A 20,917-nucleotide genomic window follows, 5' to 3' on the forward strand; every position below is an offset into this window, starting at 1 on the left:
CAATCCGACAAACGCCGAATCGCTCAAAGTATTCAGAACCACCCATTCGATCTGTGCGCGAAACGTCAGGCCGGGCATCGTGTGAGGAGATGACGACACCTCCCCCCTCCGCCGACTGGCTTGCACGTTGGCGTGAGACCAACTCCGACATCGCGCGACTGTCCTTCACGCACCGCATGGCCGACGCCGTGATCGACGAGCAGCGCGGCCGCGACATCCGCATCGGTGACCAGTGGCTCGCCGACTTCGCCTCCTGCAACTACCTCGGCTTCGATCTCGACCAGGAGATCCTGGACGCGATCCCCGAGTACCTCGCCAAGTGGGGGTCGCATCCGAGCTGGTCGCGGATCATCGCCAGCCCGGTGCTCTACGAGCAGATCGAGGAGCAACTCGCCGAGCTGTGCGGCACCGAGGACGCGCTGACGCTGCCCACGATCACGCACATCCACTTCAGCGTGCTGCCGGTGCTGGCGGCCGGCGGCACCGTGTTCCTGGACTCCCGCTCGCACAAGACGCTCTTCGACGGCGCGACCGCCGCGAAGGCGACCGGCGCCGACGTCAAGACCATCGGCCACAACAACCTCGACCGGCTGCAGGCGCGCCTGGAGGCCGGCGACTGGAAGCGCCCCGGCGTGATCGCGCTGGACGGCGTGAACTCGATGACCGGCAACCTGCCCGACCTCGTCGAGTACGCCCGCCTGGCGCGCGAGCACGACGCGATCCTCTATGTCGACGACGCGCACGGCTTCGGGGTCATCGGGGAGCGCGACCCCGACGAGCTGTCCCCCTACGGCACCAGGGGCAACGCGATCGTCCGCCACCTCGGGGAGAGCTACGACAACGTCGTGCTGATCGGGGCGCTGTCGAAGGCGTACTCGTCGCTGATGGCGTTCCTGGCGGTCCCCACCGAGCTCAAGACGCTGCTCAAGAGCACCGCGCCACCGTACGTGTACAGCGGCCCGTCCCCGGTGGCGTCGCTGGCGACGGTGCTGGAAGGGCTGCGCGTCAACCGCGAACGCGGCGACGAGATCCGCAAGGTGCTGCACGACCGCACCAAGCGGATCCTGGACACGATCGACGAGCTCTCGCTCGACGCGGTCAACGACTCCGGGCTGCCGATCATCCAGGTCCCGCTGGCCGACCCCGACCGGGTCAGCGAGGTCGGCGACATGCTCTTCGAGCGCGGCCTGTACGTGACGATGTGCCCGTACCCGATCGTTCCGCGCCGCGAGGCCGGCTTCCGGATCCAGGTCACCGCCGCCAACGGCGAGGAGCACATCGACCGGCTCGTCAGCGCGCTGCACGAGCTCCAGGATCTCTTCCGCCGCCGCGACGACCCGCAGGCGCTCGCCCACCCCAAGCGGTTCGCGCGGACGACACCTCGCCGCCCCACCGATCGGGCCCGCAGCCGGGTGATCCCGCCACGGTGAGCACGGCCGGGCGCAGCACCTAAGCGGCCGGGCGTGGCGGGCGTGCGGGAGACCTGCGTCTCACGCGGTGCCCGCAGTTCCTGTTCCTGCGCCTGAAGCCGGCATGATCCAGCCGCTCGTGTACGGTCGCGCCATGGAGCTCTGGAGCGGCGAGGCACTCGACAACCAGTACGCGACCGACTTCCTGTCCGGGCTCTCCGGCGACCCCGACGAGGACGAGCCGCACGAGGACCCGATCGGGTTCATCCGGGAGACGCTGCAAGGCGGCCTGGGGCCCGGTCCTGTCGACTACGAACCCGGAGCGCGGGCGCTGGCCGCGGTCGCGGTCCTCGTCGCCTGGATCGAGCAGCCCGACCAGGACGCCGACCCGCTCTACGACGACGACTGGTACCAACGCGGCGTGCGAGCCGCCGAGCCGGCCTCCCGCGACCGGCAACTCGTGCGGACGGCGCTCGCCGTTGTCGAGCAGGCCATGACGCCGCAGACCGGGATGCTGCGCTTCATGGAAGGCGCCCAGCCGGGCACCAGCTTGACCGGCGGCGACTTCCACACCGACATGGCGGCCGAGCTGGAGCGCTTCAAGACGCTGCTGCACCGCGCCGCAGCCGACACGTCGCGCTGAAGGTCGGCCGCGACAGGATTGGCGTCGAGCTCTTCGCGCAGCTCCTCCAGCGGCGTCGTGCACACGATGAGGGACAAGGTGCCGCCGGAGCGCGGCGAGTCTACGCAAACGACGCGCACTCAGGAATCATCGGCGGACTCGTCGGGAACGACCCAGCCGCCGCGAGCTTCGTCGAAGGCAGCGCATCCGTCGTGCTCGAACCGCGCCCGCGCGTCGAACTGTGAATTGGGGTTCGAGCAGACGCCCCAGTCGAGACCCCAAGCTCCGGTCAACGGAATCCACCAACGGCACGCGCCGCACTGCTCGCGATACCACTCATCGCGGTAGCCGTCGCTGTCCGTCGCACGATTGAGGTCTCGAGCCCACCGGCGGTGAGTCGCGTCCTGGTGACGCTTGCTGCCTTTCAAGCTGCGAGTTCCGCGCGCCATCACCGGTCATTGTGCCGTCGTAACACCGGCGCGCGAACTCAGGGCACGGCCGGAAAGCCACTCGGGGAACTCGCTCACCGTCGCGTTCCGTTCCGCAGCCGACGGCGGCACCGTCGTGACGGCCTTCGGACACGCTCCGAGAGCGATCCGGAAGGCGTTCACGACGCTCCGCGACTGAACGGACCTCAGCCCAGGACCGAGAGGTTCTCGCGGAGGTGCTCGATGTTCAGCGTGCCCGGGATGGGAAGGACGTTCGGTGAGCGCTCGAGCAGCCAGCGGAGCTTGTCGGCGTTGCTGCCGTCGCCGCCCTTGAGGGGATAGAACGGGACGTACACGGTGCCCTCGGCGGCGAGCTGGTCGATGAGGGCGTCGTCGCCGCGCTCGGCCTGGTTGTAGTGGTTCTGGACGGCGGCGATGTCGACGACGCTGCGGGCGAGCTCGATCTGCTCGCGGGTGGCGTTGGAGATGCCGACGAAGCGGATGTTGCCCTTCTCGACGTGCTCCTTGATGGCCCCGAGGCTGTCCTCGAGCGGCGTACCGGGGTGGATCTTGTGCAGGTAGTAGAGGCCGATGGCGTCGGTGTCGAGGGCCTTCAGCGACTGCTCGATCTCGGCGTGCAGGTTCTGGGGCGAGCCGTCGTTCCAACCACCCTTGGTGGCGACCAGTACGTCGTCGGGCACGTTGGCCGCGCCGATCGCCTGCTCGCTCGCGCCGCCCTGGTACAGGCGCGCCGTGTCGATATGGCGGACGCCGGCGTCGATGGCGGCGCGGATGAAGTCGGTGTGCTCAGGAGTGAGGCGGTTGGTGCCGAGGCCGACGCGCGGGACCTCGACGCCGGCAAGAAGGAGATTGTTCACGCAACCAACGTAGCGACTACCGCGGCGGGCCGGCGTGCTCGGCGAGCGACGTGCGGTCGCTCGAAGTCCCGCGTCGACGGCGCTCGAGCGCGACGAGAACGACGATCCCCACGCTCCACAGCGCGAGGCCGGCCGCCCCTGCGGCGGGTCCCCTCGGCACACCGACCGATTCGAGCAGCCAGCGCAGCGGAAGGACCGCAATGAGCAACAGGACGACCAGGACCCAAGTGACGCGACGCACGGTCCTCCGCCTACCCGGTTTGAGGGGGCGGACCACCAACCGCACCAGCGCCACGGCCAAGGGGTACGGCTGCCCCCACCGAGCGGGCATGACTGGCCGTACCTGCAGACGCCAGCCTCCACCCAAAGATGGACGTGCGCGGGATGGGAGAGTTCCCATTGTCAACAGACACTCTCCACGCCGAAGACACCAGGAACCCTTCTCTCTCTCCTCCTCCAGTCGTCCAGCGAGCCGCCCTTCTCCTCCCCAGGAACGCACTCGCCCTCCCGACGACGCCGGCCTGAAGACGCACACGAACAGCGGCCCCGCCTGACCAGCGGGGCCGAGTTCGTTTAAGGGGGCCGAACGACCGTCGCCGTCCAACCTATATGACGCTTTATCTACGAGTATGGATAAACTCTGGCGTCGATGATCGAATTTCGCCTGGATCCACGGTCGGGCGTGCCGACCTACCTGCAGCTCGTCCACCAGGTCAAGCAGGCGCTGCGGCTCGGGATGCTGCAGACCGGCGACCAGCTGCCGACGGTCAAGGAGGTCGTCGCGGCGCTGGCGATCAACCCCAACACGGTGCTCAAGGCCTACCGTGAGCTCGACCTGGAAGGGCTCGTGGAGGGCCGGCGCGGGCAGGGGACCTTCGTCGCCGCGCGGGATGCCGCCGCTCCTCCGGATCGGTCCGCACTGACGGCTGGGCTGGTGCGGTGGATCCGGCAGGCGCAGAACGCCGGCTGCGACCAGGACGACATCGCCGCGCTGTTCGCCGCGGCGACGCACCAGACGTTCGGGAGGCGTGCCGCATGAGCGCCGCGATCGTGGCCGACCGGCTCGGCAAGCGCTATGGCACGCAGCGGGCGCTGCACGACTGCACGCTGGAGGTGCCGGCCGGGTCGGTGACGGCACTCGTCGGCCCCAACGGCGCGGGCAAGACGACGCTGCTGCACCTCATCGTCGGGCTGACCGAGCCGACGGACGGCAGCATCAGCGTCCTCGGCGCGTCGCCCCGCGCGCAGCCGACCCGGGTCCTCCCCCGGATCGGGTTCGTCGCCCAGGACCATCCGTTGGAGCGCCGCTTCCGCGTCGGCGAGATGCTGACGCTCGGCCGCAAGCTCAACCCAAGGTGGGATGACGCGCTGGCCCTGGAGTGGCTGCACGCCCGGGGCATCGCGCTCGAGCGCCGGGTCGGCGAGCTGTCGGGCGGCCAGCAGGCCCAGGTCGCGCTCGCGCTCGCGATCGCCAAGCGCCCGGAGGTCCTGATCCTCGACGAGCCCGCGGCCGCGCTGGACCCACTGGCCCGGCGCGAGTTCCTGCAGGCGCTCATGGAGGCGGTCGTCGAACGCGAGCTCACGGTGCTGATGTCCTCGCACCTGCTCGCGGACCTCGAGCGCGTGTGCGATCGGCTCGTCGTCCTGGCGTCGGGTGGCGTCCAGCTGAACGGCCCGCTCGACGAGATCGTCGCGTCGCATCGGCTGCTCGTCGGCCCGCCTGGCGACGACGCGGCCGTGGCCCGTGTGCACCAGGTCGTGCAGACGCGCCACACGTCGCGCCAGACCACCCTGCTCGTGCGCGCGAACGGGCACGTCTACGACGCCCACTGGCAGATCGAGGACGTCGCGCTCGAGGAGATCGTCCTGGCCTATCTGCAGCATCCGGAGCAGGAGGTCGTGGCGTGACCTGGGTCGCTTGGCGCCAGCAGCGCGCCGAACTGGTGCTCGGCGCGGCCGTCCTCGCGGTCCTCGCCGCGTTGTTCATCCCGACCGGGCTGCACATGAGCGGTGCGTACGAGACCGACGGCGCGGCGGCCTGCGTCGGGACGCCGAGCGGCGGCTGCGCGCAGCTCCTCGACGCGTTCGACGCGCGGTTCTCGACGATCATCGGCGTGACCGGGTGGTTCGCGTTCCTGCCCGTGGTGATCGCCGTCATCTTCGCGGCGCCGTTCGTGCTGGAGCTCGAGCGCGGGACCTACCGCCTGGCCTGGACGCAGAGCATCACGCGACGGCGCTGGCTGGCCGCGAAGCTCACGATCGCGCTCGGCGGCGCCGGCCTGGCCGCGGCGGGCACGGCCCTGCTGCTCACCTGGTGGCGCCGGCCGCTGGACAACTTCCACGGGCGGATCGAGCCCGGCGCCTTCCAGCTCGAGGGCATCGCTCCGATCGCCTACGCCATGTTCGCCGCCGCGCTGATCATCGCGCTCGGGACGATCATGCGACGCACGATCGCCGCGATCGGTCTCGGCATCGTCGCGTTCCTCGCCGTACGTGTCGCGATCGAGACCCTCGTGCGCCCGCACTTCGCGTCGACGCTGCAGGCGCGGGAAGGGATGAACCTGGACACCGCGTGGGTCGTCGACGGCCGGATGTACCACCCCTCCAGCCGCTTCTGGGCGTTCCAGGGCATCGAGACGAGCCTCTATCTCGTTCTGACGCTCGGCCTGCTGGGGCTGGTCGCGTGGCTGATCGAGCGCCGCGTCAGCTGAGCGACGAGGGAGGCCCCGCCTGACCAGCGGGGCCTTCGTCGTTCCTGAAGCCCTACGGGTTCGTCGTCGACAGCGTGAACGTCACGGTCTTCGAGTAGGTGCCGCTGCGGAGCGATTCCTTCTCGCCGATCGTCTGCTTGAGACCGAGCGTGACGTCGTCCTTGGAGACCGGCGCGGCGTAGGTGAGCAGCGTCGCGGGCGTCGTCGAGACCGTCTTGTACTCGCCGCCGCGAGCGTTGACCTGCAGCGGCTGGGCCAGCGCGTACGTCCCGTTCACGAGGCGGCCGGGAGCCACGGTGCTGGAGTCGGCCACGGACAGCGCGGCGTCACCGGCGGTGGAGGTGATCGTGGCCGTCGTGGTGGCGAGGTAGTCCTGCGCGACGCCGGCGATGAACGGGGCGAACACCGCCGGCAGGCCGAGCGCCAGGCCGAGCTGCGGCGGCACGGTGCCGGTGAGCAGGCTCGGGGTCTTGACCTCGACGTACGGCGACGCGATGCGGCCCGGGGAACCGGTCTCGCCGGCCACCGTCCACGCACCGTTGACGCCCGCGACGGACAGCTTGACGCCGGTCACGTTCTCGAAGGTGAAGCCGCTCGTCGACGCGCCGAAGCTGAAGCCGCTGATGCGCGAGCCGGAGGCGTCGAACACGTTGACGGCGTCGCCGTCGGTCGAGAGGCCGATGCCGGAGCCGCTGTAGAAGCCGACCTTGACCTCGGGGCCGAGCTGCCACGCGGCGCGCAGCGCCTCGGCGGTCGCGGCCGTGCCCTCGACGAACAGGACGGACTCGCCCGCGGCGATCGACGTCACGCCGTTCAGAGCGATCGCCGTCCCGAACGCGTTCGAGCTGTCGTCGACCTTCCAGCCGGAGATGTCAACCGCGGTACCGCCGCGGTTGGTGAGCTCGAACCAGTCGGCGCGGTACGGGCTGTTGCCGGAGCTCCACGGGGACGCCTCGGTGACCGCGACGGCCGGGGCGATCGTGCCCGGCGAGCCGGTCTCCCCCTTCAAGAGGTAGGCGCCGTTGACGCCTGCCACGGACAGCTTCACGCCGCTCACGTTCTCGAACGTGAACCCGCTCGTCGACGCGCCGAAGGCCACGCCCGTCACGCGCGTGCCCGCCGCGTTGAACAGGTTGACCGCGTCACCGTCGGTGGAGAGGCCGATGCCCGAGCCGCTGTAGAAGCCGATCTGCACCGACGCCGGGAGCCCCCAGAACGCGCGCAGCTCGCTCGCCTTCGCCGCCGTGCCCTCGACGAACAGGACCGACTCGCCCGCGGCGATCGACGTCACGCCGTTCAGCGCCAGCGCGGAAGCGATCGCGTTCGAGCTGTCGTCGACCTTCCAGCCGGTGAGGTCGACGGCCACCGAGCCGCGGTTGGTGACCTCGAACCAGTCGGCGCCGTAGGGGCTGTTGCCCGAGCTCCACGGCGACGCCTCGGTGACGGCGATGGTGGAGACGTTGACCGTCAGCGTCGAGGACGTCGCGTCCGGCGTCGCGCCGACGCTCACGTCGTCGACCGTGACCGCGACGCTGAAGCTCGTGCGGTCCAGCGGCGCGCCGGCCTTCAGGTACAGCGCCGTGCCGTCGAGCTCGAAGAAGGACGCGTCAGCGCCCGTCACGCCCAGGACGTTCGTGCCCTGTCCGTCGTCGGTCACCGTGACGTCGGCGACCTTCACGCGCGTCGCCGTGCTCGACACCGAGGTGACCGTGTTCGTCAGAGCGACAGCGGTCGGCGCGGCGTTCGGGCCGGATGCGGGCGCGTAGACCCAGAGCTGCGGGTGGTCGACGTCACCGCCGCCGTTCTCGTTGGTCACGTAGACGCGACCGGCGCCGTCCATCGTCACGCCCTCGTGCCCCTCGTCGGCGGTGCCGACCGTGAGCGAGCTCGTCACCGCGCCCGCGCGCGTGACGTTGAGCAGCTTGCCGCTCTCCTGGCTGAGCAGGAGCAGCGAGCCGTCGGCCTGCGCGAACACGTCGGCGATGTCCGAGACGCCGAGCGCGGCCGTGTCGAAGAGGCTCGGGACGTTGACGGCGTCGGCGTTGCCGACCGTCGCCGTGCCCGCCGCCCAGTTGACCGTCGTCTGGAAGACGCCGATCGGGTTGAGCTCCTTGACGACGATGAAGCCGCCGGAGAACGGATCGTTCGAAAGACCCTCGAAGCCCTCGTTGCCGATCGTCGTGCCCAGCTTGACGCCCTGCGTCTGCGCGGCCGTCAGGGTCGTCCCCGCCGCGTACGTGAAGCGCACGAGCCGGCGCTGGCGCTCCTCGGCCAGCACGAACTGGCCACCGCCGACGTAGGTCAGGCCCTCGACGTCGTCGAACGCGCCCGCGGCCAGCGTCATCGAGTTGATCAGCTGGCCCGTCTTGCTCACCTGGACGACCGAGGTGCTCTCGTCGCCGACGACGAACAGCGAGTCCGTGTCCGGGTTGTAGGTGACGGCGGACGTCTCCTTCGCCAGCAGGCTGCCGGCGGGAGGAGTGGTACGCGTGGGCTCGGGCAGGTCGAAGCGCCCCACGCGCGTGTAGGTAGATAGGTCAACCGCCGCGATCGCGTTCGCGGGAGCAGCCAGCGCGGCCGCCCCAACGACAGCGGCGAGCACACGCCGAATGGTCATGGCGCCGACAATATGTGCGCCAAACCGCCGAGTTGTGAAGGAGTTGTTGGCCCCAAATCTCAGGGTCGCTCCCCGATTGTCGGGGCGCGACCGCGGCCGTAGCTTCGCCGGGTGACCAAGCTCTCTCGCCTCCTCGTCGTCGCCACGACCGCGACGCTCCTCGCCGCCCCGATCGCCTCCGCGCAGGCCGCGATCGCCCCCACGCTCAGCGCGCCGTCCAACGGCAAGGCGCTCAAGCGCGGCTCCGCCTTCACGTTCAAAGCCAAGCTCGACACCGACTCCGGCGCCTCGGGCGTCTTCCTCGTCGTCTCCAAGTCCAAGCGCGTCGGCGACGACGGCCTGATCGACGGCAAGGCCTACATGCGCGAGATGAAGGGCAGCGGCGGCTCCTACGCCAAGAAGACCGACCGCTACCCCGCGCTGTCGGACTACTTCCTCAACCGGCCCGGCAAGTACTACTGGCAGGCGTACGCGATCGACTGCAGCGACGGCACCGAGGACTGCAACATCGAGAGCGAGATCCGCTCCTTCCGGATCAAGTAGCCCGGCCGTTTAGAGACCTCAGCGCCCCAGCTGTCGCTCTTCAGCCCACACCCCTTGCACCCTCCGCAGACGTTCAGTTAGCTCCCATCCGGGCCCTCGAGAGGACGAGGGAAATCGAGTGGAGGGGTAGTTAGATGCGACGACGCGGTCGGTTGACCGTGCCCGTCCTGGCGGCTGCGCTGGCGCTGGGGGCGCCGGCGTTCGCACAGGCGGACGCGCTGAAGATGTATCGAGTCACGGTTGACGCGGAGGGCGCCGGCACGCTCGGCGACCTCGGCGTCGACATGGGCCACACGGGCTACGAGCGCGGCGGCCCTGCCGGGCAGACGATCTTCGTCGACCTGGTGGACGGCCAGGCGAAGATCGCGCGCGAGAAGGGTCTCGGCCTCGAGGAGGTCACGCCGGGCCCGCACGTGAGCGAGACCCAGATCAAGCAGCGTATGGCGGCCGCCACGGCCAAGAGCCGCAGCGCCGCATCGGCGCTCGACAAGCCCGAGACGGGCGGCGACTCGCCCAACCCGTTCTATGACGTCTTCCGCTCGTACGCCGAGCCGGGCGGCATCAAGGACGAGATGAAGTCGATCGCGTTCGCGAACCCGGGCCTCGTGAAGTACGTGGTGATCGGCAAGTCCGGCCAGGGCCAGGACATCGTCGCGCTGAAGGTCACCAAGAACGCCCGCAACGTGCCGGACGGCGAACGTCCCGCGATGCTGTTCTCGGCCGTCAACCACGCGCGCGAGTGGATCGCGGCCGAGGTCGGCCGCCGCATGCCGACGTGGTGGATCGAGCACGCGAACGACCCGGAGATCTCCGACCTGCTCGGCCGCGCCGAGCTGTGGTTCCTGCCGATCCAGAACCCGGACGGCTACGAGTACACGTTCACCTGCGGCACCGGCTTCCGCACCGCCGCCAACGAGATGTGCGGCGCGACGCTGGTGACCGACCCGGCCGATCCGCTGCGCGGCACGTACGTCTACAAGACGGCCGACGGCATCGTGCGCGCGCCGAACAACGCGCAGCCGAACGCCGCCCTGCGCAAGCCGCAGAACCGCCTCTGGCGCAAGACCCTGCGCGACAACGACGCCAACGGCACGTTCGGCGACGGCCAGGACGGCGTCGACCCGAACCGCAACTACGCGACGAACTGGAACCTGGACGAGGAGGGCGCGTCGAACACGTTCTCCAGCGGCACCTACCGCGGTCCGTTCCCGCACTCGGAGCCTGAGGACCTCGCGTACGACCGGCTCCTGCGCCGGATCACGCCCGAGGCCGTCATCAACTACCACTCGGCCGCGCAGCTGCTGCTGTACGCGTTCGGCTACATCACGGACGTCTCGTCCGACGACGACCCGTGGTTCAAGGCCATCACCGGCACCGACGGCGACGCCGCGGTCGACCCGTACATCTCCGAGCGCTCCTCGGACCTGTACATCACCAACGGCGAGACGACCGACCACGCCTACAACAAGTACGGCGCGATGTCCTGGACCCCCGAGCTCGACGAGTGCGAGACGGCGGCCGGCGGCTCGTTCTGCTCCGGCGGGTCGGGCTTCACGTTCCCGGACGACGAGGGCAAGGTCGAGGGCGTCTTCCAGAAGAACCTCGACTTCGCGCGCAACGTCGCGGCGACCACGCTCGACCGTGACCGTCCCGACCGTCCGCGCAACGCCACCGACGACGAGACGCAGTACCAGGTCAAGGGCTCGCCGGACATCGAGGTCAACCGCTTCAACGTCTCCTACGGCGCGTCCCAGACGCTCGAGGCGACCTCCCGCAAGATCCTCGGCCCGGTCGACTTCGAGGTCCGCGTGCCCGCCGGCGCCGGTGGCGCGACGCGCACGCTGACGCTGCGCGGCGAGGGCTGGAAGGGCGGCGAGCGCTTCGGCGACCTGCGCGGCAAGTACTACCAGCGCGTCCGCGCGACGATCCCGGCGGACTTCGTCCAGCCCGGCACCGCCCAGGCCCCACGGCCGCTCGTCGCGGGCGAGGTGGTCAGCATCCGCGTGATCGCGGGTTCCCAGCAGCAGCGGTTCTCCTACCGCGTCCAGTCCACGCGCCCGGCCGACACCGCGGGCAAGCGGATCCTGGTCGTCGCGGCCGAGGACTACACGGGCCTCTCGCCCAACAAGGAGCCGTACGCCACGGCCCCGCGCTACCTCGACGAGCACGTCGCGGCGCTCACCGCCGCCGGCTACACCGTCGAGACCTTCGACGTCGACGCTCCGCCGGTCGGCGCGGACGGCAAGGCCAACAAGCAGCTGTCCGACCTCGGCGTCCTGAACCACTTCGACGCCGTCCTGTACTACACGGGTGACGACCTCCTGCCGCAGCTCGCGGGCGAGGGCGTCGACACCAGCAACTACCGTCGCGGCAACACGATCGGCGCGAACGGCACGTTCAGCCTCACCGGCTCGACGCACCTGCCGACGTACGGCGTGCGCAACGCGCAGATGCTGCGCAACTACATGAACGACGGCGGCAAGGTCATGTTCACCGGCCGCAACGGCTGGGTCCAGCAGACCAGCACGAGCACGTCGCTGACCACCTACTCCGGCTACACCTGGTGGCAGGAGCCCGTGTACGACTTCGCCTACCCGGACGATCAGGCCGGCGACGACGACCGTCCGCACACGGCGTTCTTCCGCGAGCTCGACATCTCCAACGACTGGGGCCAGTACTGGCTCGGCGTGGCGGGTCGCGTGGGTGGCGTGGGCACGACGACGTTCAACGGCGTCACGGTCACCCCGTCCGCCGGCAGCTTCCTGACGGGCATGAACGCGTTCACCGTCGACAGCTGGGTCGGGTCGGGCGACACGCTCGAGCCGACGCAGAACGCGACCACCGGCATGCCGGAGCCGCGCCTGAAGTCCCCGACGCGCCTGCGCAACTTCAGCAGCGTGTCGGCGCAGCGCGCGTTCCGCCAGGAGCGCATCGAGGCCGACTACACCGGGCAGACGACCGCCAACGGCGGCGCGATCCTGTCCACCCGTGACTCGGTCTCCCTCGGCTTCGGCCTCGAGCAGGTCGACGCCACGACCCGCACCGAGATCGTCCGCCGCGCGCTGGGCTACCTGCTCCCGACGACCGCCGACACCACGGCGCCGACGGTCACCTGGCAGCGCCCGGCCGAGAACGCCGAGGTCAGCGTCGCCGACCCGGTCGAGATCGAGGTCGAGGCCGTCGACGAGCGCGGCGACCTCAAGGAGGTCCGCCTGAGCGTCGACGGGACGCTCGTCAGGACGAAGGTGTCCTTCCCGTTCCAGCTGCGCTGGCAGCCGGCCGCGGGCGACGTCGGCGCGACCAAGACGCTGTCCGTCGCGGTCGAGGACAAGGCGGGCAACATCACCACGTCCACGCGGGCGATCAAGGTCGTCGCGGGCTCCGGCATCGCCGAGGCTCCGCTCCCGACCGGCGTCACGACCATCACCGGCTCGCCGGTCGTCGGTCAGACGCTCACGTGCGTGCCGTCCGGCTTCACCGGCGGTGGCACGCTCACCTACGCGTGGCTGCGTGACGGCAAGGTCATCTCCGGCCAGTCCGCCGCGACGTACACCGCGGTCGCGGGTGACGTCGGCGAGGAGATCTCCTGCCGCGTCACGTCCACCAACGCCAACGGCGACGCCGACTCCATCTCGGACGGCAAGACCGTGACGATGAACGGCGGCCCCGCCGGCCCGACCGGCCCCACGGGTCCGCAGGGTCCGACGGGCCCGACCGGCCCGCAGGGTCCGAGCGGCTCGACCGGTCCGACGGGTCCGGGTGGCCCGACGGGTCCGAGCGGCCCGACGGGCGCGACCGGTCCGACCGGCGCCACCGGCCCGACCGGCCCCACGGGTCCGGCCGGTCCGCAGGGTCCCGCCGGCCCCGCGCCGACCGTGAAGATCACCTGCACGACGAACTCGGCGGGCAACTCCGTCACGTGCACGATCTCCACTGACAACCCCGCCAACGCCTCCACCAAGGCGTCGGCGCGCGTCGTCGGGTCCAAGGCGAAGTCCAAGACCGTGTCCGGCAAGGGCAAGGTCAAGGTCTCGCTCAAGGGCAAGGTCAAGAAGAACGCCAAGGTCGAGGTCACGTACACCGTGGGTAAGACCAAGGGCAAGACGGTCGTGCCGCTCGGCAAGGCCGTGAACGTCTCCACGAAGTAGCCGTGCTGACCGAAGCGGCCGTTCGGGCATCCCCCGAACGGTCGCTTCGGCGGTTAAGGGGGTGATGCGGTTCACCCCGGCGGGCGATATGAGGGTCAAGAGACCGAGGGCAATATGTGGCTACAAGGCGGGGCTGACCTCCCGCCGACAGACAAAGCCACCGGGCAGTCCGACTTTCCCCCTCCCCGACACCCGCCGGCCCCCTCTCTTGGCCGTCACGCCTGACCAGCGTGGCGGCCACTCCTCTTTAAGGGCACGTCGAGGAATAACGGCACACCTGCTGCGGCACATCCGCGGCACCTCGCGCCACCCACTCGGCTCACGTACTAGGAGTACGCATCGCTCTCGCGTGCGGCCCGAGGCACTGGCGGCTGCACCACATCAGGCGCACCGCCCATTCCTCGACGCACCCTCGGGGCTCGCGCTTACGGGATCACGCAGACCGACGAGGAGCCGCCGGACGCCACGGTGCGTCCCGGTGAGGTGAAGCGCGTGGCGCGGCGTTCGACGCGGCCCGCGCGGCGCCACTCGAACTCGGCGACGCCGCGGAACGTGCGGCCCTTCACGCCCGTGAACTCGAACGTGTAGCCGCCCTGGAAGGAGCGATTCGCCGCGCCGAGCGTCATCCACGGCGAGCTGCCGTTCGGGACGTCCGCCCACTGCCCGCCGGGATCGGTGTACTGGAGCTTGAAGCGCGCGGCGACGGTCTGCCGGCGCGATCCGCCGCTCGGGCTCGCGGCGCGGATGCCGACGCGCTCGGGCGTGCAGACGTTCATCGTCGCCCACGGCCGCGGCGCGCGGGTGGCCGAGCAGCGCACGCTGCGGTTGTCGGCGACGGTCGTGCAGCGCTCCCGGTCCAGCCGCAGCCGGCTGCTCACGACGCGGTACTCGCTCACCCGGCCGAAGTTGCGCGCCGTGGCGCGGACCTGCAGGCGTGCGCGGGCCGTCAGCCGCAGCTTCGGGCGGAAGACCTGCCGGGTGCCGGCCGCGACCGCCTCGACGGAAGTCTGGCCGAGGCAGCCCTGGCAGGCGAAGCCGACACGCTCACCCGCGGCGAGCCCGTCGACGGTGATCTCGGTGACCACGACGCCGCCGGACTCACCGGCCTGCGCCGCGAACGTCACGGTGAACGGCGCCGCGGCGTCGGGCAGCGCGTCGGGAGCGACGGCCGTACGGGCGTCGCCGACGGTCAGCGCGAACGCCAGGGCGGTGAGGATCAGGAGCCGGAAGACACGCACTGCGGTGTAAACCCACGATCGCCCCCGACGATGCGCAGTTACCCGTCAGCCTGTCGGCACCGGTTCCATCTCCGCCAGGGCGTAGGGCGCCTGCGCGAGCTGGAGCGCGGCCGCGCCGAGCACCGTCGCGCGGTCCCCCAGCTCCCCCGCGACGACCTCGACGGCCGCCGCGGCGGGCGCGATCGCCTGGCGCGCGATCGCCTTGCGGATCGGATCCAGGAGCACGTCGCCGGCCGCGACGAGCTCGCCACCGACCACGACCCGCTCCGGGTTGAGGAGGTTGACCGTGGTCGCGATCGCCTCGCCGACGGCCTCGCCCGCGTCGGCGACGGCGCGGCACGCGGCGCGCTGGCCGCTCTCGAGGAGCTCGAACAGCTGCGCGAGGGTGATCGGCGCGCCGGCGCTGCGCTCGAGCTGGTTGCGGATCGCCCGCGTGCTCGCGACCGTCTCCAGGCAGCCGCGGCCGCCGCAGCGGCAGATCAGGCCGTCGCGGGCCACGCGCACGTGGCCCAGCTCACCCGCGACGCCACACGCGCCGCGGAACGGGCGGCCGTCGAGGATCAGGCCCAGGCCGACGCACGTCGAGAGCCGCACGACCGCCAGCTGGCGCGTGCCGCGGCCCGCGCCGAACAGCGCCTCACCGAGCGCGCACGCGTTGGCGTCGTTGTCGATCCGCACGGACATCCCGAGCCGCTCCTCGAGCGCCTCGCGCAGGGCGATCCCGCGCCAGCGCGGAAGCAGGCCGGCGGCGTGGATGGTGCCGCGCTCGCCGTTCACCGGCGCGGCGATGCCCACGCCCGCGCCGAGCACCTTCGCCGGGTCCACGGCCGCCTCGGCGAGCGCGATCTGCGTCACCTCGGTGGCGCATTCGAGCATCACGTCGGCCTCGTCCTCGGCGTCCACGGCCGTCTGGGCGGCCGCGACGATCGTGCCGCCGAGATCGCAGACCGCGGCGCGGACATGGTCGCCCGCGAGGTCCACGCCGACCGCGTACGCCGCGCTCGGCGCCAGCGACACGTGCAGCGGCGGGCGCCCGATCGTGCGACGGCGCTCCACGCCTTCCTCGGCCTGGCGCTGGACGATCCCGGCCAGCTCGAGCTCCTGCAGCAGCGTCGTGATCGTGGCGCGCGAGAGCCCTACCCGCTCGCTCAGGTCCGCCCGACTCACCCCTGGTTGGTGCAGCAGCGCCTGCAGGATCTTCAGCTTGGTGCCGTCCCGCACGGGTCTCCTCCCTCGGTTACACGATTCTCCTCGGGCGTATATCTACCGATACTTCTTCGCGGCTGCTTGCACCTTCTTCACGTACCAATCAGCGTGGTTGTACGCGAAGAGCGCCTTGTAGTAGTTGCCGGGAGCGCCGGAAGCGCGCAGATAACGGGCCGTGGAGTAGATCGCGTCGACCGCGTTGTAGGGGTCGGCCTTGCCGTCCCCGCTCGCGTCCATCCCCCACATCTTCCACGTGGCGGGCATGAACTGGGTCCACCCGATCGCGCCCGCCGAGGACGGGCCCATGTTGCAGCCGTGGGCCGATTCGACCTCGGTGATGCCGGCGAGGATCTGCCACTTCAGGCCGAACGACTTGGCCGCGCGCTGCCAGATCGGCTTGAGGATCTGGGACCCGCTGCAGGGCGACGGGGAGCGCAGGCCGCTCTTGTGGCTCGGCTTGCGGCCGAGGTTGAAGTTGCTGCGGCGCGCGAGCGTGTTGAGCGAGGCGACCTTGCCGAGCTTGGGCGTGCTGAGCGCCAGGCGCCAGACGACGGCGGCGGGCTGGCCGCGCTTGGACGGCGTGTGGCGCCAGCTCAGGTGCAGGTGGTTGCCGCGGCCGTGGTTGGCGTCGCCGTTGTAGCCGACCCAGCGGAACGGCGCGCGCGGGCGGTTCTGCTTGGGCTCGGCCCACTTGGCGAGCCGGTCGATGTCGTTCCAGGAGCCGCCCGGGCCGGGGACGATGTCGACGGCGAGGCCGATCGGGTGCTCACCGGCGGCGGCGTGGCCCTCCGTCGCGTAGCCGTCGGTGATGCGGACCTTGTACTTGGCGACGAGGTAGCGGATGTCCGCGAGCAGGCGGCTGTCGATGCGCTCGCCGGGCATGCCGGGGATGCCGACGAAGCGACCCTTGCTCGTGACCTTGGCGATGCCCTTGACGGTCGCCGTGGCGGTGACGGTCTCGATGGCGACGGCCGGGGCCTCTTGACTGTTCGCCTTCGCCTTGGTGGTGTGCGTCTTCTCGCAGTTGGCGGGCTTGTCGGCCTTGTCGGCCCACGCCTCGTCCTTGCCGGCGCCGCAGCGGAGCGTCTCGGCGAGCGCGTCGCGACCGTCGAGGCGATCGTTGCCGGCGCCACCGTCGACGGCGTCGACGCCCTTGTTGCCCCACAGGCGGTCCTTGCCCTCGCCGCCGGAGATCGTGTCGTTGCCGTCGCTGCCGCGGATGGTGTCGTCGCCGCCTTCGCCGAAGAGCTGCTCGTGGGCGGCGCCGCCGGTGATCCGGTCGTTGCTCGTGCCGCCGATCACGGACTCGATCGACGTGGTCACCAGGTCGCCTTCGCCCAGCTCGCCGTCGTCGGCCTGGTCGTCGATCGTGATCGCGAGCGGGTTGGTGCGCGCGGCGTAGTCGGCGGTGTCGCGGCCGCTGTCGCCTTGGAGCTTGTCGGCGCCGGCGCCGCCGATCAGGACGTCGTCGTCGTTGCCGCCGGAGAGCTGGTCGTTGCCCGCGTCGCCGTTGAGGCGGTCGGCCCCGTTGTCGCCACGGACGTCGTCGTTGCCGTCGCCGGCGCTGACAAGGTCGGCGCCGTCGCCGCCGTACGCGCGATCGTCGTTCGGGCCGGCCTCGAGGCGGTCGTCGCCCTGATCGCCCTGCAGGAGGTCGGCGCCTTGCGGGTCGGTGAGGACGTCGTTGCCGGTGCCGCCGGAGAGCTGGTCGTTGCCGGCGCCGGCGCTGAGGGAGTCGTTGTCGTCCTGGCCGGAGAGCTGGTCGTTGCCGTCACCGGCGCTGAGGCTGTCGTTGCCGTCGCCGCCCTTGAGGGAGTCGGCGCCGTTGCCGGAGGTGAGGCGGTCGTCGCCGTTGCCACCGTCGAGCTTGTTCGAGCCGTGGCCGCCGTCGAGGACGTCGTTGCCATTGGCGCCGTTGAGCGCGTCGTCCCCGTCGCCCGCGGCGAGCGCGTCGTCGCCGTTGCCACCGTCGAGCTTGTTGGTGCCGTTGCCGGCGTTCAGGGTGTCGTTGCCGTCGTTGCCGACGAGGCTGTCGTCGCCTTCGCTGCCGGAGAGCGTGTCGTGGCCGGCGCCGCCTTCGAGCTTGTCGTCGCCGGTCGCGCCGTCGAGGGTGTCGTTGCCGTCGCCGCCGTACAGGGCATCGGCGCCGTCGCCGGCCGCGAGCGTGTCGTCGCCCGCGCCCGCGTCGAGCTTGTCGGCGCCGCCCGCCGTGTCGGTGAGCGTGTCGTTGCCGTCGTTGCCCGCGAGCGTGTCGTTGTCGGTGCCGCCGTCGAGCGCGTCGGCGCCGGTGCCGCCCTCGAGCTCGTCGCGGCCCGCGCCGCCCTCGACGCGGTCGTCGCCGTCCTCGCCGCGGCCCTTGTCGGCGCCGTCGTCCAAGGTGAGCGTGTCGTCGCCGGCGCCGCCCCAGGCCTGGTCGTCGCCCGCGCCACCGCGGATCGTGTCGTGGCCGTCGCCGCCCTTGAGCGTGTCGGCGGAGGCGGCGCCGTCGAGCGTGTCGTTGCCCGTGCCGCCCTCGAGCGTGTCGGTGCCGTCGCCGCCGGCGAGGCTGTCGTCGCCCGCCTCGCCGTAGGCCTTGTCGTTGCCGGTGCCGGCGGTGAGGACGTCGTTGCCGTCGCCGCCGGTCAGTGTGTCGTGCCCGTCGCCGGCGTCGAGCGTGTCGCTACCGGCGTTGCCGATCAGCGTGTCGTCGCCGGTGCCGCCGGTGAGCGCGTCGTCGCCGTTGGTGCCGGTCAGGCGGTCGTTGCCACCGTTGCCGGCGAGGCTTGCGCCGGTGAGCGTGTCGCCCGTGCTGCCGCCGAGGATGCGCTCGACGCTCGGGCGCACGTCGTCGCGCTCGTTGCTCGCGCCGTCGTCGTTCGTCCCGTCGGCGTCCGCCGTGATGGCGACGGTGCGGGCGGAGTAGTCGGCAGTGTCGAGGCCGGAGCCGCCCTCGAGCACGTCGGCGCCGCCCGCGCCGTCCAGCACGTCGTCGCCCGATCCGCCGTCGAGCGTGTTCGCGGCGCTGTTGCCGGCCAGGTCGTCGTTGCCGGAGCCGCCCGTGAGCTGCTCGACGGTCGTGAACGTGTCGCCCTCGGCGCTGCCGGCGGCAAGATCGGCGACAACGGGCGCGGTGCGCGCGGAGAAGTCGACCCGGTCGGTGCCGTTGCCGCCCGTGTAGGCGTCGTTGCCGGCGCCGGCGAGGAAGACGTCGTCGCCCGTGCCGCCGGTGACGGTGTCGCGGCCGGAGCCGTCGGCGACCGTGGCGGGCGCCGCGCCGCTGAGTGTGAAGGTGTCGTCGCCGTCGCCGAGGTCGACCTCGGCGCGGGTGATCGTCGCGGCGCACGTGACGCGGCCCGCCTGCGGCAGCGTGCAGCCGCTGCCGGCGGTGAGCGGCGCGACGGTGTCACGCACCTCGACCGTGCCCGAGCCGGGCGTGACCGTGATCCGGTTCGTCTCCCCCGGTGCGGCGGTGACGGTCACGACACCGGCGGACAGGGTCACGGTCGCGGCGTGGGCGCTCGCGGGCGCGAAGAAGATGACCGCGAGCGCGGTCAGGAGGGCACGACGGAGGGACGGCACTCCCTTGTGGTCGGCACCTGGATGTTCAGCTTTGACTACGTGTCAGCGAAGTGGCAGATCGTGCCGATCGTTGACGCCCAGCTTCTGCATCGCCCGGTACACGTGCGACTCAACCGTGCGCACCGACAGCACGAGCCGCTCGGCGATCTGCGCGTTGCTGAGCCCGCGCGCCGCGAGCTCGGACAGCTGCGCCTCGCGCGCGGTGAGCTGCACGGCGACGCCACCGAGCCCGTCGACCAGCGGTGCCGCGCCGCCCTGGTCGGGCACATGGAGCGAACGCGCCCGCGCGGCCGCCCGGCGGGCCGAGTCCTCACGCCCGGCGGCGACGAACGCGCGCGCCGCGTCCACGCTCGCGAGCTGAGCGAAGTACGCCGCGCCGATCGCCTCGAACGCGTCCGCCGCCTGCAGGAGCCGCTGCCCGTCGTGGGCGACGAGCCCGTCCGCGTGAAGCCGGTACGCGGCGACGAGGGGCGAGTCGAGCCCGGTCGGGGCGAGTGGGCCGGGCGCGGCCGAGGCGGCGTGCGCCGAGCCGGTGTCGGCGTGCGGGCGGGACGCGACCCCAGCGGCGGGCGAGCCGGTGGCCGCGCCGCGCAGCCGTGCGGCGACGCGGGCCGGTGAGGCGCCCAGCAGCAGCGCCTGGTAGGCGAGCTGCGCGGCGAGCGGAGCCATGCCCGCGTGCTCGTCGGCCGCGGCCAGCAGCGCTCGCGCGGCCGCGGCCCGGTCGCTCGACAGCGCCGCCTCGGCGTGCTCCACGTACGGGCCGTGCGTCGGCAGCGGCGGGCGCACGGCGAGCCGGCCGCGCAGGCGCTCGCGGACTTCCCCGGCGCGGTCGGGGTGGCCGAGCAGGACCTCGACGCCCGCGCGCAGGGCGAGCGTGATCGGCAGGACGTGCATCGCGTCGCGGCGTTCGAGCTGGAAGTCGGACTCGTCCAGCCAGCGTTCGGCGTCGAGGAGGCGGCCCTCCGCGAAGGCGAGCGTGCCGAGGCCCAGCGCGGCGAGGCCGGCGCCCCCGTGGTCGCCGGCACGGACGGCGTCGGCGAGCGCGCCCGGCAGCACCGCGTGCAGCTCGTCCCAGCCGACGCCGGTCTGCAGCCGGTTGCCGAGCCAGACCGCGAACGCAATCTGGTCCGCGACGCCCCGCAGCGGCACCTCCGGGCGGGACGAGCGCTCGACGCTCTCGACGCAGCGGCCCGCGAAGAACAGGTTGGCGGCGTGGAGCGGCTCGAGATGACGGCGCGTCCCGCAGTCCAAAGCGGGATCGGCGAGCGCCGCCGCCGACCGCTCCAGCGCCGCCGCGAACTCACCGGTGTGGGTCGCGAGCTGCATCCGCACGACGTCCAGCTGCAGCCGCCAGGCCGCGTCCGGCCACCAGCCCGCGGCACGCTCGAGCAACGCCCGGAGCGCGCCCGGCTGGGTCACGCCGAAGTACAGGACGTACGCGCGCTGCGCGAGATAGGCGAGCGCGAGCTTGCGCGCCTCGGCGTCAGCCGCGTCCGCGCGGCCGGGGCGCGCGCCGATGTCCGCCGCCGCGTCGCCGGGGGTCGCGTCCGCGCGGCCGG

At 71.6% G+C, this 20,917-nt stretch carries 14 protein-coding genes and 1 pseudogene; 7 read left to right on the forward strand and 8 right to left on the reverse strand.

What is annotated here, in order from left to right; translation table 11 throughout:
* The first annotated feature begins 89 nt into the window (after positions 1-89).
* Both OJ997_RS27385 and OJ997_RS27390 read left to right on the forward strand, forming a co-directional pair.
* On the forward strand, positions 90-1,430 hold the full coding sequence (locus OJ997_RS27385; RefSeq protein ID WP_270028489.1) for an aminotransferase class I/II-fold pyridoxal phosphate-dependent enzyme: 1,341 nt from the start codon (positions 90-92) through the stop codon (positions 1,428-1,430).
* A gap of 133 nt (positions 1,431-1,563) precedes the next feature.
* Positions 1,564-2,052 (forward strand): DUF4259 domain-containing protein, encoded by a 489-nt coding sequence (locus tag OJ997_RS27390; protein ID WP_270028490.1) that lies wholly within the window; start codon positions 1,564-1,566, stop codon positions 2,050-2,052.
* A 119-nt stretch (positions 2,053-2,171) separates the two neighbouring features.
* Here the strand turns inward: OJ997_RS27390 and OJ997_RS27395 are convergent, their stop codons facing one another.
* The 3 genes from OJ997_RS27395 to OJ997_RS37875 form a co-directional block, all read right to left on the reverse strand.
* On the reverse strand, positions 2,172-2,480 hold the full coding sequence (locus OJ997_RS27395; RefSeq protein WP_270028491.1) for a DUF3027 domain-containing protein: 309 nt from the start codon (positions 2,478-2,480) through the stop codon (positions 2,172-2,174).
* A gap of 185 nt (positions 2,481-2,665) precedes the next feature.
* Positions 2,666-3,337, reverse strand: a complete 672-nt coding sequence (locus tag OJ997_RS27400) for an aldo/keto reductase (RefSeq protein ID WP_270028492.1) — start codon at positions 3,335-3,337, stop codon at positions 2,666-2,668.
* A gap of 16 nt (positions 3,338-3,353) precedes the next feature.
* Positions 3,354-3,578 carry a hypothetical protein gene (locus tag OJ997_RS37875; protein ID WP_270028493.1) on the reverse strand — a complete coding sequence of 75 codons (225 nt, stop codon included), beginning with the start codon at positions 3,576-3,578 and terminating at the stop codon, positions 3,354-3,356.
* A 408-nt stretch (positions 3,579-3,986) separates the two neighbouring features.
* On the opposite strand from OJ997_RS37875, the gene OJ997_RS27410 reads away from it, so the two are divergent.
* The 3 genes and pseudogenes from OJ997_RS27410 (at position 3,987) to OJ997_RS27420 (ending at position 6,048) form a co-directional block, all read left to right on the forward strand.
* Complete coding sequence (locus tag OJ997_RS27410; RefSeq protein ID WP_270028494.1) at positions 3,987-4,376, forward strand: GntR family transcriptional regulator; 390 nt, start codon at positions 3,987-3,989, stop codon at positions 4,374-4,376.
* 83 nt (positions 4,377-4,459) lie between these two features.
* Positions 4,460-5,245: pseudogene (locus OJ997_RS27415) on the forward strand (ABC transporter ATP-binding protein); the annotation flags it as partial.
* Complete coding sequence (locus OJ997_RS27420) at positions 5,242-6,048, forward strand: ABC-2 membrane transporter-related protein (protein WP_270028496.1); 807 nt, start codon at positions 5,242-5,244, stop codon at positions 6,046-6,048. The pseudogene OJ997_RS27415 and the gene OJ997_RS27420, both read left to right, overlap by 4 nt.
* A gap of 52 nt (positions 6,049-6,100) precedes the next feature.
* Here the strand turns inward: OJ997_RS27420 and OJ997_RS27425 are convergent, their stop codons facing one another.
* Complete coding sequence (locus OJ997_RS27425) at positions 6,101-8,665, reverse strand: SdiA-regulated domain-containing protein (RefSeq protein WP_270028497.1); 2,565 nt, start codon at positions 8,663-8,665, stop codon at positions 6,101-6,103.
* Between the two features lie 111 nt (positions 8,666-8,776).
* Between OJ997_RS27425 and OJ997_RS27430 the strand changes: the two genes are divergently transcribed.
* Complete coding sequence (locus OJ997_RS27430; RefSeq protein ID WP_270028498.1) at positions 8,777-9,208, forward strand: hypothetical protein; 432 nt, start codon at positions 8,777-8,779, stop codon at positions 9,206-9,208.
* 134 nt (positions 9,209-9,342) lie between these two features.
* Positions 9,343-13,356 carry a M14 family zinc carboxypeptidase gene (locus OJ997_RS27435; RefSeq protein WP_270028499.1) on the forward strand — a complete coding sequence of 1,338 codons (4,014 nt, stop codon included), beginning with the start codon at positions 9,343-9,345 and terminating at the stop codon, positions 13,354-13,356.
* Between the two features lie 425 nt (positions 13,357-13,781).
* On the opposite strand, the gene OJ997_RS27440 is transcribed toward OJ997_RS27435, so the two are convergent.
* The 4 genes from OJ997_RS27440 to OJ997_RS27455 form a co-directional block, all read right to left on the reverse strand.
* Complete coding sequence (locus tag OJ997_RS27440; RefSeq protein WP_270028500.1) at positions 13,782-14,594, reverse strand: hypothetical protein; 813 nt, start codon at positions 14,592-14,594, stop codon at positions 13,782-13,784.
* A 45-nt stretch (positions 14,595-14,639) separates the two neighbouring features.
* Positions 14,640-15,815: an ROK family transcriptional regulator gene (locus OJ997_RS27445; protein ID WP_270028501.1), complete on the reverse strand. Its 1,176-nt coding sequence runs from the start codon at positions 15,813-15,815 to the stop codon at positions 14,640-14,642.
* A gap of 42 nt (positions 15,816-15,857) precedes the next feature.
* Positions 15,858-19,358 (reverse strand): lytic murein transglycosylase, encoded by a 3,501-nt coding sequence (locus OJ997_RS27450; RefSeq protein ID WP_270028502.1) that lies wholly within the window; start codon positions 19,356-19,358, stop codon positions 15,858-15,860.
* 42 nt (positions 19,359-19,400) lie between these two features.
* Positions 19,401-20,917, reverse strand: a 1,517-nt coding sequence (locus OJ997_RS27455) for a helix-turn-helix domain-containing protein (protein WP_270028503.1), incomplete at its 5' end; no start/stop codon positions are given.

The organism is Solirubrobacter phytolaccae, assembly GCF_027587195.1.
GTDB lineage: Bacteria > Actinomycetota > Thermoleophilia > Solirubrobacterales > Solirubrobacteraceae > Solirubrobacter > Solirubrobacter phytolaccae.